Genomic DNA, 12,238 nt, shown 5'->3' with positions numbered 1-12,238 from the left:
TAGAATGACCAAGATTAGGAGTTCGAAACTTCAACAACCAGCGTATAAACACCAGAACCCAGCTCAATTTGGAGAGCCTCATCTGTCTCCGAGACAGCGCCAACCCCCGGTACATCGCGCAGCTTTTGACCATTGCATGTCACTTCAGAGAGCTTCGCTCCTCGCAAGACGGCATCTCCCGACGTATTTGGCGGAAGCTCGAACGTATAACGAACTACGCCATCCTCCTCTATCTTCCACTCACTGCGAACTTCCCCATAATTCGTAACAAGAGCCGCTTTGGCAAAAGTTAGCGCAGAATCTGTACGCGGTCGGAATAGCACCCGCTTGTACCCTGGCTGGCAATCATCGGAGTCTAGTCCCGCTACCTTGCGATAGAGCCAATCACCAATGGCCCCGTAGGCATAGTGATTATAGGAATTCATATCCCTGCTCCAGAACGTACCATCCGGCTTGATCCCATCCCAATGCTCCCAAATCGTCGTTGCACCTTGGTGAATGGAATAGATCCAGGATGGATAATCTTCTTGCTGAACGAGCTTCACCGCAATATCATGATAACCATTCTCTGTGAGCACATGGCACAAATATGGCGTCCCAACAAAACCTGTCGTCAGATGATATTTTTGCTCCTTCACGTATTCAGCCAGGGTCGCGGCTAAGCGTTCGCGCGTGCTTCCGGTTACCAAACCAAACATCAAAGGAAGTACATGCGCTGTTTGCGTGTGCCCTGCCAATCTGCCGCTAGGCGTCACGAATTCCGCTGTGAAAGCATCCACAATGCGCTCATAAAGCGCTGAATAGGTTGCGACATCTTCCTGTCGCCCTAATACTTCAGCTGTTTTCACCACTAACGATGTCGAGTATGCATAGAAGCAAGTGGCAATTAAATCTTTTGGCGTCGCCCCGATATAACTGCCTTCTTTGGCATCCAGACCGAGCCAATCGCCGAAATGGAAGCCTGTTTGCCACAAGTGCTCGTTCTCACCTTGCTCGCGAATATAATGAATCCAGCCCTTCATACTGTCATACTGCTCTTCCAGAATGCGCTTATCCCCATACACCTGATAGAGTGTCCAAGGGCAGATAACGGCCGCATCCCCCCACGCAGCAGAGGAATGATCTTTCTCGTAAAGCACATTCGGAATAACGAAAGGCACGCCGCCATCTTCGCGCTGATCCGCTTTCAAATCGCGCAGCCATTTGCTAAAAAATAGAGCCACCTCATAATTAAATGCCGCTGTGCGGATGAATACCTGAGCATCTCCCGTCCAACCGAGCCGTTCATCGCGCTGCGGACAATCTGTTGGTACATCAAGGAAATTGCCACGCTGCCCCCAAACAATATTGCTTTGCAGCTGATTAAGGAGCGGGTGGGAGCATTCGAAGGTTCCTTTTGCCACCATGTCCGTATGAATGACTTGCCCAATGAAACTTGTGCTATCGAATGGTATGTCTTGTGGCCAGCCGTTCACCTTCACATACCGGAAGCCTTGGAACGTGAAATGCGGCGCATACGTCTCCTCGCCATTCCCGCGACATACATAGGTTACCGTTTGTTTGGCCGAGCGTAAGTTGTCAACGTAGAAATTCCCTTGCGCATCGAGAACCTCAGCATGAAGCAGCTCGATCCGTGTCCCCTCGGGCAAAGTGATTTTCAATTGCACACGTCCGACCATATTTTGCCCAAAATCAAGCACAGTCTCACCTAACGGCGTTTCAATCACAGCGATTGGCTTCAGCAGCTCCGTCACACGAGAAGGTTCGTTCTCTTGCATCACAAGAATATCCAAGCTATGATCTAGTTCCTTTACAGCCGTCCACGACGTATCCGCAAAATCGTTTTGACTCCAACCCTGCATCTCTAATCCAGCATCATAGACTTCACCGTGATATAACTCCGACATTCGAACAGCTCCGAGCGAAGCTCTCCATGACGTATCACTCAGCACGGTTTCTTCTGATCCATCCTCATAGACGATGTGTAATTGCAAAAGAAGCGCTCGCACACTTCCGAACACATGACGTTGATGTTCCCATGCCAGATTCCCTTTGTACCATCCATTCGCCAATACAGCCCCGATCGTCTGATTCCCATCTGCACACAACATATTCGTCACATCGTAAGATTGCACTTGTACACGATGCTTGTAGCTCGTCCAGCCAGGTGTGAGCTCCCAATCCCCAACACGTGCACCGTTGAGCTCTAGCTCGTAAACACCAAGACTTGTCGCATAGATAGTCGCTTTTCGAATGGGCTGGCTCGTTGTGAAGGTTTTACGGAGATAGTAAGCTTCCTCCGCGTCCGAGTCGATCATTGCTGGGTCGGGTGTAATCCAGGCGGCCTGCCAGTCGGAGACGCTGAGCTGCCCCATTTCCCAGTAAGCGATTTCACTCCAAGGCGAAGCCTCGCCGTTCTGATCCCACACTTGGATCCGATAATAATAACGCGTTCTCGCCTCCAGCTTAAGTCCCTCATAGGTAATCAGCACAGATTGATCGGAATCCCTCCGCGTTGTATCCCACACCAATTGGGAGGATTCGAAGTCGTCCGCCTGCCTACTCACCTGAATATGATAAGCGGCTTGTCTTACCGCGTTGACATCTGCTTCTAGCTGCCAAGTAAATCGAGGTTGCGGGGTATCCAATCCTACGGGATTCGTTCTGTATTCACAATGTAAAGATGAAATCCGAATGTTACTCATACCTTCTCCTCCTAATTACACGGACCGTCGTGTGTGAGGTGCAGTTACTTTTTTAAGCACCATTACGTCCTATTGTAGAGGATCTTTCCACTCAAAATTAAGGTCGATTACGACATTTATTAGGGTCGAAAACGACGACATTTCATTTCCCCTTGTATCCCCTTAATTTCCCTTTCGAACTCGAATAGTATAAAGTTATACCTTACTTATAGATGGGAAGGCGTTTAGGATGCTTCAAAAAACACATAGCGCAGCTGGCATGATCGCTGCCGAAATCGTGCTTATACAAGGCGACATTAGCTTTATTACATGGGAGGCCGCCAGCGCGCTTTTACTCGGTTGTTTAGCGGGTACGCTAGCCGATGTCGATAAGCCTGGCTCCACAATGGCCAAGGTACTCTTCCCTTTATCCGCACTTCTCCATGTGCTCAAGATCAAACATCGTACACTAACGCACTCTTTACTTTTTATGGGGCTGCTCGTCTTTCTTAGCCTTCATCTCGCCCCTTTATACTTCTGGGTGTTCATTCTGTCGTACGCTTCCCATCCACTGATTGATCTATTAAACGATCGTGGTGTTCAGCTCTTATGGCCGATCCCCCTCCGAGTTCGCCTACTTCCGAAATGGCTCGCCATTGATACCGGCTCAGCAAGCGAAACCGTTTTTCGCTGGTTATTGCTTGTGGTCTGTCTCGTGCTCCCTTTTTGGAAATATGTACTGCCGTACATCGGGAATAGCTCCATTTAGACCGAATCTCAGCTTTCTTATGACCAAAAAAACCGCTCTCTCCTCTTGGAGATGAGCGGTTTTCAATTTGTTGACCTATGCCATCGGTATCGATATTTGGAAGCAGATGAAGCCTTCTTCCATCGTAACCTCGATCGTCCCCCGATAGTACTCGATGCGTTCCTTTACGACAGAGAGGCCAATCCCTTGGTGCTCCCCATCCTCTTTGGTCGAATAGCCCATCGTGAACATCTGCGTGTAATCTTCCAAGTCAAACGCGGTGGACACAGGATTTCTCACGGCGATATGCACATGATTCGCCCCCTTCCAACCATTTACTGAAACTTCTCGTGCCTCAATCGGAAATTTATTCGCTTCATCAAACGCATTATCAATGAGATTGCCGATGATTTTCACGAGATCAACCGATCTGACCCCAAGGGACAGTCCATCAAGCCCCGAGAGCTCATAGGTAAACTGAATTTTGGTTCGCATGGCGAGAGCAATTTTCGCTTGAATCAATGCGGCGATCGCAGGCTGCCCGATTCGAATGATGTCATTGACATCGTTAATTTCCTCTATTAATTCTTCCATATAGCGTTTTTGATCCGCAAGTTCCCCCTTGGACAACAGCGCGTACATCGTTTGTACGTGATTATTGAAATCATGCTGCTGACTGCGAATTGTTGCGAACATCAAGTCCATATTTTCAATATACATCTCTTGCGTAGATCGAACTGCCGTCTCCCGTGATTTCGAAACCAACCGAAATACGAAATAGACACATACGCAGCTAATCAGTGTAAAAAGAATAATAAGCAAGGTCAGCTGATTTAGCTGCTTTTTCAACGTATGTTGAGTCGACTGATAATCCGATACGATCTTAATGACGTAGGGAACATCACGTTGAACTTCGGTCAATTTATTTTTAACAGGGACATACACATAAGTCTTCATCACCGGAATTCCTTGGTAATCTTCCACCACATTTACTGGCATTCCCTGCTGGATCGCTTGTTTGACATATTGAACATCATCCGAGGTGGACATCTCATTACTGCCAAATAGAACTGGACTGTCGTAAACAGAAATAAACGTTTCGCCACTCGCACTCTTATATTCAATCGGCTTCGTGCCGAACGTTACGGCATTCAGTCCTGCTACTTCCAAAATGCCAGGAGTAGCCGCAATTGTTTTTTTCAAAATCGTTTCGGGACCGACTATTTTCTGGAAATGTTGAATTTTATCCGCATTCACGAACACACAAATCATATAATTCGTTGAACCGTCATCATAGTAGCCAAATTTGCTGACATCGCTTGATCCAGAAGCCGGAACTTCATAAATGCCAGACCAGAAATTAGCCAGCTTCTGTCCTTCTGGGATCGTAACTTCATGATGTGTCATGAGCTGATCGAAAGCTGTAAACCAATAGCCAAAAGGGATTGTGCTTGTAATTTGCAGTTCTTTGGGCTCGGAAGACTTAGCAACCATAATATCATTGCCGTTCCCGCTTCGCTTCATCAGGGAGAACCCATCGACATTCGTTTCTTTGGCGAGTTCCACCAATTGCCCGTTCGTGACCTTATTAATGTCAGAACCTAACTTACTTTGGGCGATCATCGCCGCGGAACGCAATTGTTCACCGATCAAATCCTCTACAAAGAAGGCGCCTTCTTTCGACTGCTCGATCGCCGTTCGAATTTGATTGGCCATCGAGGCCATTTTGTCAGATTGTGCTTGGGTTAATAATGATTTCATGTACCAATAATAAGACGAATTATTTGTAATCAGTAACAAGATAACACTAATAAAAGTGATATAAATGACGCGTTTGTTAATATTCATGATGTATTCACACTTTCCTCATGTCGTATGCTGAATATGACAGTTATAACAAGAAATAATTCCCATTTTTACCTGCTCCGTTCACAAAAAGCTCCCATGTTATGTAGTATAGTTGTTGCGCAAAGGGTTGTCTATCCCTTATTCAAATGCTCTCATATCTTTTGGAAAAATAGGGAAGTCACCCTTAATTTATAACAATGTCGTGGAAAATAGCCCTTACATACGCCGATTGCTTTACTATCCGCATGGACTTTAGTAGTATAGCTAATATCGAATGAAACGAGGTGCTTTACGTGTCCAATGATGAAATCATATTAACCCCTGAGGGTTTACGCAGTTTAGAGGAAGAACTTGAAGATCTCAAAACAGTTAAGCGTAAGGAATTAGCAGCCCGGATCAAACTTGCGATCTCTTATGGCGATCTGAAAGAAAACAGTGAATATCATTCTGCGAAGAATGACCAATCTTTCATGGAAACACGGATTATAACAATTGAACGCATGTTGAAAAAAGCGAAGGTTGTTAAGAATACCGGCACATCCAAGGTACAAGTTGGCTCCACTGTCATCCTAAACGATGTGGAATTCGCCGAAAAAATCGAATACAAAATCGTAGGCTCCTCCGAGGCTAACGTGAACGAAAACAAAATTTCCTACGAAAGCCCACTAGGTGTTTCTCTTATGAACAAATCTGTGGGTGATGTCATTAGTGTGAACGCACCCATGGGTGTTATCTCCTATGAACTGCTTGAGATTCGCGTGTAAGTCGCCATTTTCCTGAAATAAGAAATGTCCCAAAAGAAAAGCAGCCCATAACTAGTTGATCTAGTTACGGACTGCTTTTTTAGTTATTTCGCGGCTTGGAGGAAAGCTAAAGCCCTCTCCATTTTCTGTATGTAAGCAGAGTCGCCACTTGAGCACATCCACTTTACATGCGCATCGCCTGTGGCTGTTAGCTGGTCACTCTCCTGCAAAACCTGCATCAACCGATTCACAGTGCCTCTGCTGCCATCCACAATTTGAATGTGGCTAGGCAGAATTTCGCGAAGAACACTGGTATAAAATGGATAATGCGTACATCCAAGCACGACCGTGCCATAGTTACTTAGGTCAAATGACGCCAGCTTCGTCAAGAAATAGTCTCGGATCTGCGGACCTTCTACTTCTAGATTCTCGCAGAATTCCACGAGTTCCGGGAGCGGCAGTGAATCTACCATGCCCATATCGTCGATTCGAGAGACGAGTTCCCTGTATTTCGCTTGCTGCAGCGTCAGCTGCGTTGCGAATACAAGCACTCTTTTGCCTGACGAACGATTCATCTCTAAGGCTGGCTTCACCGCAGGCTCCATCCCGATAATCGGGAGCTTATACGTTTTGCGCAAATCCGTGATCGCGATACTGGTTGCTGTATTACAGGCGATCACCAGTGCCTTGATCTCATCTTGAATAATGGCATCCACCGACTGCTTGACGAAGGTCAGAACCTCATCCCTCGATTTGGGCCCGTAAGGCACATGCGCAGTGTCAGCATAATAAATAAAATCTTCATGAGGCATCCGTTTCATAGCTTCGTGTAGAACCGTGATTCCACCGAGCCCTGAGTCAAAAAAAGCTATTTTCATCATCGTCACCCTATTTATAATCGTTCTGTTCTGTCTTATAGAAGCCCAGCCGTGATCAGACCATTCCTTACGCCTTCTTCATCCACATGTGTCGTTACGTGATCGGCGTAGGGCAACAAATCTTGATGCGAATTGCCCATCGCGATGCCGAAGCCGACATAGGATAACATTTCCATATCATTCAGTCCATCCCCGAAAGCAACCGCATCTTCCGGCTTCATACCTAACAACTCTAGCATCGCGGCAATCCCTTGCGCCTTAGAACCGCCAGCAGGCAACACATCCATCGCGTGTTCGTGCCAACGAATTAATTTGAAATCCGAAAGCAGACTTTCATATAAATGCTCGTCCTTCGCTTCACAATGCAGAAAAATTTGATAAATATCATTCGTTTTCCAGAAATGCGGATCATAGCTTGGCAAATCGACTTTCAATGAAGATACCGAGCTATTCACAAAAGGATGATCCTCCGCGTCTGTTGTGAACGTATGCTGACCTTCGAATACGAGCGAATGCTGATGTGTCGCAGCTAGCTCAACCAAAGCTTCAATTGCGCTTTTCGCGATCACGCGGTGGTATAGAGGCTCACCTTTGTAAACGGCATATCCCCCATTTAAACAGACATAGGAATCAATGCCAAGTAATTCAGCCAATGGTTTAATAAAATAAGGTGCTCGTCCCGTTGCAATAACAGGCTCGACACCACTTTTCTTCAGTTCATGGATCGCTTTAACCGTACTTTCAGGTACCTGCTTGTCCTCGTTAATTAATGTGCCATCGATATCAAAAAATACAATTTTGTACACAGTTTGGTTCTCCTTTTCATTCCGAAGCAGCGCTGCCACTCCATCTCTCTTTCTCTCAATTAAACACCATCTGCCGAGAAAAAACAAAGAAAAAAGAGAATCCCTGAGGCTTCTCTCGTCATTCCTTACACGATACCATCGATGATGCCATAGGTTAATGCGTCGTCCGGACTCAAATACCAGTTCCGTTGATGCTCCTTCACACTGTCCAATTCGTCCCCTTTCAGACTTGTTTTGGATAAAATGTACTCATCATAGATATTCTGGAGCCGCTGTGTCTCATCAACACGATTCTTTAGATGCTCCAAGTGGCCGTCAATATGCGTGGAAACAGAATGATACATGAAGGTGCTGAGCCTGCCGGCATACCGCTTATGCCCGCTGACCGCGATCAGTAAGCTCATACTTGCGGCAAGTCCGTAGACATAAGTGTGAACGGGCGTTTTGCTGTTCTCTATGACGTTGATTAAGCCAAAGCCATCGTAGACGCTGCCTCCATTACTATTAATGATGAGATCGATCGGCAGACGTTTGAAATCTTTTTCTTTCTTATCTCGGTCTTCATCATATTGATTAATTTTCATAATTTGCTCAACTATCAATTTCACAGAGTTCTTGTTGATGCCATCGAAAAGATAAAGAGTTCTGTCACTCATAACATGCCTCCTGTCCGTATGGCCTTGTATTACATTAGTCTATTCTCCATTTGTAAACTTTGTAACTCAGATGACGCTATTTTCAGATTTTTGGGCTGATGTCGTGAATGGCTCATGAGCAAAATAAAAGAGCCACCCACTCCCTAAGGAATGAGGCAGCCCTTTTTCTTACACACTAATACACGCTCACATTATCAAACTTGCTGCTTGCACGATGCGAATACACGCCAATCTGTCCCGTGCTGAAGCTAGTGTCTGTCGTTGTCAACAGTTTCGTGCCGTTCACCCAGAATTCCAATGTGCTGCCGTTGACGACAGCTTTAAAGTCATACCAGGTACCCAAGGCGAAGGTGAAGGGTACGGTGATAAGATCCATTGGGGTTCCACCAGCGACTTTGAGAATCTTCAAGCTATTCGTGTATTTGTAATACATGAATCCATAGAAATTATTAGCATCTACACGCCGAGCGACGAGACCAAGACCAGCGAGATTGCCTGCATCGAAGCTGTCTGCTTTGACTTTGGCCGCAACCGTATAGTTCTGCCAAGTGCTCAGACCTGTGTACGCATGAACACTCGCTGCCGCATTGTTAGACTGGTTATATACCTGCGTACCGTCTGTCACAACACTCCATGTGCCGCCTGTTGTTGCCCAGCTAGCCGCTGTTCCAGACTCAAAATCATCACCGAAAATTGGCGCAACGCTCACATTATCAAATTTGGCATTCGCACGATGTGCATACATGCCTATTTTTCCTGCAGTTAGTGTAGTGTCCGTCCCAGTTAATAACTTCGTACCATTCACCCACAGCTCCAGCGTGGAGCCATTCATGACCGCTTTGAAGTCGTACCATGTCCCCGCACTAAATGTATAAGGCATCGTCACAATATCGGTCGCGACTCCAGCAGAAAGTTTCGTGATTTTCAGCGTATTCGTCAATTTGTAATACATGAATGCGTAATAATTACTGCTATCCACGTAGCGCCCCACGACACCAACGCCTGCGTAGTTTCCTGCATCGAAGGCATCCGCTTTCAACTTCGCTGAGATAGCAACATGCTGCCATGTACTGTCACCAATAAAAGCAGTAGCTCCGCCAATCGTTGAATTGGATTGGTTATACACCTTCGTACCATCTGTAACCACGCCCCATGTGCCGCTTGTCGTAGACCAACCCGCTGCTGTTCCCGATTCGAAGTCATCACTCAGAAGTGTAATTGAGTTGCTGCTACTTGTGCCTGGATTGCCATCCGTTTGAAAACTAATGGTAACGCTGTCCGATGTCCCGCCTGCTTCTGTAAATGTCAACGTCTTCGAATAGCTTGAATTCGGGGCTAAGCCTAACGTGTTAATGGTAAAATAAATCTCCCGCTCCCCACGTAAATTCCCCGAGGTCTGTGTAAGTGAAAGCCAATCCCCTTGCCCGCTCACAGTCCAGTTGGTGCTCAGCCCGCCACCTTTATTAACGATTTTTAACTTATGATACTGGGAGCTGTTTGTTACATTTTTCGTCCCAACAAGTATACTGGCTGGCACATCAATCTTCGCAGCAGGCATACTGCCCAACGCACCAAGCTGATTCGTTTCTTGGAACTTTGTTGTTGCACCCTTCTTTGCTGTCAACTTCAATTGCAGCCACTGGGTAGATACGCCTGCGGGCGGCGTAAACGAAATCGTTTGTTCCAACTTGTTGCCATAAGGAACCGTAACGTTGAAAGTTCCCGTTTGAAAGCTTGTGTAAACACCATTCACAGGATTCAAATAGCCGGCTTCCCAATTCACATCAATCCCTGTGCCATCCTGCTGTTCATCGTTATAGACAATGATGGTACGTGTCGTCGACGTCCCTCCAGCGAACACAATTGGCGCTACGCCGATCAAATTGTTCTTATCCCCGTCTTTGTCAAACGCCGCCACAGGCGAGTACGTATTTTGCGTGTACTCATAGGAATCCGACTTGATAAAAGCAGGCTTTGCAGTATCATACGGATTAAATACTGGTCGATTAATAGCGATTGGTTTGAGCCCCGGTGCTGTCAAATCTGCCCATGTCGGATAGATGGTATCTTCCGTAACTTCATACGAATAAATCCAATTCGCATAATAGCGTATATCAGCAAATCCTGCATACCTCATCGCTCTAGTCATGCGATCCGCTGCCCGATGCCAAACCGCCTGTGAAACGATATTGTCATTCAAAACATCTTTGGCCAACGTTGCGTTATACGTCCCATTCGCATTCAGTGTTGGCCAACCGCCGGATGGCGTATAGGCTTCTCCTTCGCCCTTTGGTTGTGTACTGCTATTCGCGTACAAACCATACATGGCGCTGTTATTCAGCCAGCCAATTTGGTAACCACCTGTGTAATGATGATTTTCTTCACTTGTTGTTGTAAAATCGTCCTGAATAATCGGCTTCGACGTATCGATCGAAGTGATAGCTGCCGCAATGGTTGGATGCAGAATGGTCGTATTATTGCTCGTTGAACTCCAATTCTCATTCCCGCCGCTCCAAATCACAATACTAGCGTGATTCTTCTTCGCATTTACCCACTGTTTGACCCACTTCGTAATATGATCCATCGCATCAGGCGTGTAGCTGTGTACACCTTGATACTGCCAGTATGGCGTCTCGTCGATCAAAAGCAGACCAATTTCATCTGCATAATCGTACACTTCCTTAATGCCTCCATGAATATGAGTCCGTGCAACATTGTACGTTTGTTTCCAGGCATCCATCGTTTGTTTAACCTCGGCAATACTGGCGTTAGCATACGATTGCGAAGAGCTATTCGCCGCCCCGTGCCCACTGCCCGTTGCCCAGTTGAATTGCAGCGCATCACCACGCAGATTCGTCTTGACGCCGTTCAATTGATAATAATTCGCATTCACAGCGAACTGCCTGAACCCGAACCGAGTTGCCAAGCTATCGATGGTTATAGCACTTTGGACAAGGCTCGTGTTCAAATTGTACAGCTTAGGGTCCTGCGTCCACCAATACTTCGCGTTGGTCCATGCCACTGCCGATAACGTCACCGTTTGAGAGCTGTTGGCAGCTACCGTTACAGTCTGATCGGCAAAGGTCTTCTCTGTGCTGCCGCCAACGAGTTGGGCATTATTTTTGACTGTGACGGTTTGGCTCATAGCTGTCGCATTCGTCACCGTTGTTTTAACCGTTATTTCATCATCAGTAGGTGATGTGTTATTTTTCAAATCCGTAATGACGAATGTGTCTGAAATATACACTTTCGGATAGGCCACTAAAGCGACGTCATCATTAATGCCTCGGCCTTGCCCCCAGCTCTGATTGTCGACACCAATCGGATACAGCGATTTACCACTGGCATCCTTCGCATCGCTTGGAAGCGCATAGTAGCCCCACACGCGAACCTCTAACGTATTCGTACCACCAACGACAACAAGTGGCGTAATATCCAGCTTGTAAGGCAGTCTGGTCATTAAGTAACCATCCGTTTCGGTTGTCAGTTGCGTGCCATTGACGAATACCTTGGAGAGAGGACCTATATTGGCGACATCTAGGAAAATCTCCTTATCCACCATCGAGGACGGCACCGTGAAATTCCGTTTGTAGACCCCATAATTCAACGTATTCCAAGCGGCTGGATAGCCATAAGCTGCTGGCGAGTCCCAGTAGGACGGCACGGTAATATCGTAACGCGTCGTCCCCCCATTCGGGTAAAAATCCCAAACTCCGTTCAACGAAACCTGCTCCCTATTCGTATCCGCGTGTGCGTTATGCGCCACTGTAAACAATGCACACATCAACAATGAAGCGAAAAGCAACAAGACAAGTTTTGCATTTACTTTACTTAATCCCCACAAGATTCGCATTCAATTTTCCTCCTTCGAATGG

8 protein-coding genes are annotated in these 12,238 nt (G+C 46.5%); 2 read left to right on the top strand and 6 right to left on the bottom strand.

The window, feature by feature from the left end; all coding sequences use genetic code 11:
* Positions 1–14: 14 nt before the first annotated feature.
* Positions 15–2,705 (bottom strand): alpha-L-rhamnosidase, encoded by a 2,691-nt coding sequence (locus A8709_RS11870; RefSeq protein WP_065852545.1) that lies wholly within the window; start codon positions 2,703–2,705, stop codon positions 15–17.
* A 229-nt stretch (positions 2,706–2,934) separates the two neighbouring features.
* On the opposite strand from A8709_RS11870, the gene A8709_RS11865 reads away from it, so the two are divergent.
* Positions 2,935–3,453 carry a metal-dependent hydrolase gene (locus A8709_RS11865; protein ID WP_065852544.1) on the top strand — a complete coding sequence of 173 codons (519 nt, stop codon included), beginning with the start codon at positions 2,935–2,937 and terminating at the stop codon, positions 3,451–3,453.
* Positions 3,454–3,528: 75 nt separating this feature from the next.
* Here A8709_RS11865 and A8709_RS11860 read toward each other — a convergent pair whose 3' ends face one another.
* Positions 3,529–5,280 carry a sensor histidine kinase gene (locus A8709_RS11860; protein WP_065852543.1) on the bottom strand — a complete coding sequence of 584 codons (1,752 nt, stop codon included), beginning with the start codon at positions 5,278–5,280 and terminating at the stop codon, positions 3,529–3,531.
* A gap of 293 nt (positions 5,281–5,573) precedes the next feature.
* On the opposite strand from A8709_RS11860, the gene greA reads away from it, so the two are divergent.
* Positions 5,574–6,044 (top strand): transcription elongation factor GreA, encoded by a 471-nt coding sequence (gene greA / locus A8709_RS11855; protein ID WP_065852542.1) that lies wholly within the window; start codon positions 5,574–5,576, stop codon positions 6,042–6,044.
* 83 nt (positions 6,045–6,127) lie between these two features.
* Here the strand turns inward: greA and murI are convergent, their stop codons facing one another.
* The 4 genes from murI to A8709_RS11835 form a co-directional block, all read right to left on the bottom strand.
* Positions 6,128–6,901 (bottom strand): glutamate racemase, encoded by a 774-nt coding sequence (murI, locus tag A8709_RS11850; protein ID WP_065852541.1) that lies wholly within the window; start codon positions 6,899–6,901, stop codon positions 6,128–6,130.
* A gap of 35 nt (positions 6,902–6,936) precedes the next feature.
* Positions 6,937–7,707, bottom strand: coding sequence for a Cof-type HAD-IIB family hydrolase (locus tag A8709_RS11845; protein WP_065852667.1), 771 nt, complete (start codon positions 7,705–7,707; stop codon positions 6,937–6,939).
* Between the two features lie 125 nt (positions 7,708–7,832).
* Positions 7,833–8,363: an ATP-dependent Clp protease proteolytic subunit gene (locus tag A8709_RS11840; RefSeq protein ID WP_065852540.1), complete on the bottom strand. Its 531-nt coding sequence runs from the start codon at positions 8,361–8,363 to the stop codon at positions 7,833–7,835.
* A gap of 175 nt (positions 8,364–8,538) precedes the next feature.
* Complete coding sequence (locus A8709_RS11835; RefSeq protein ID WP_065852539.1) at positions 8,539–12,216, bottom strand: 3-keto-alpha-glucoside-1,2-lyase-like domain-containing protein; 3,678 nt, start codon at positions 12,214–12,216, stop codon at positions 8,539–8,541.
* Between the last annotated feature and the right edge of the window lie 22 nt (positions 12,217–12,238).

It is taken from the genome of Paenibacillus pectinilyticus (genome assembly GCF_001700435.1).
Lineage (GTDB): Bacteria > Bacillota > Bacilli > Paenibacillales > NBRC-103111 > Paenibacillus_E > Paenibacillus_E pectinilyticus.
Note: the sequence above shows the minus strand (reverse complement) of the source record. Positions and strands in the feature narration are given on the sequence as shown.

Excerpts from the sequence above, each read along its gene's own strand:
- murI (WP_065852541.1), bottom strand. The coding sequence starts at position 6,901 with ATGAAAATAGCTTTTTTTGACTCAGGGCTCGGTGGAATCACGGTTCTA.
- A8709_RS11870 (WP_065852545.1), bottom strand. The coding sequence starts at position 2,705 with ATGAGTAACATTCGGATTTCATCTTTACATTGTGAATACAGAACGAAT.
- A8709_RS11860 (WP_065852543.1), bottom strand. The coding sequence starts at position 5,280 with ATGAATATTAACAAACGCGTCATTTATATCACTTTTATTAGTGTTATC.
- A8709_RS11835 (WP_065852539.1), bottom strand. The coding sequence starts at position 12,216 with ATGCGAATCTTGTGGGGATTAAGTAAAGTAAATGCAAAACTTGTCTTG.
- A8709_RS11865 (WP_065852544.1), top strand. The coding sequence starts at position 2,935 with ATGCTTCAAAAAACACATAGCGCAGCTGGCATGATCGCTGCCGAAATC.
- A8709_RS11840 (WP_065852540.1), bottom strand. The coding sequence starts at position 8,363 with ATGAGTGACAGAACTCTTTATCTTTTCGATGGCATCAACAAGAACTCT.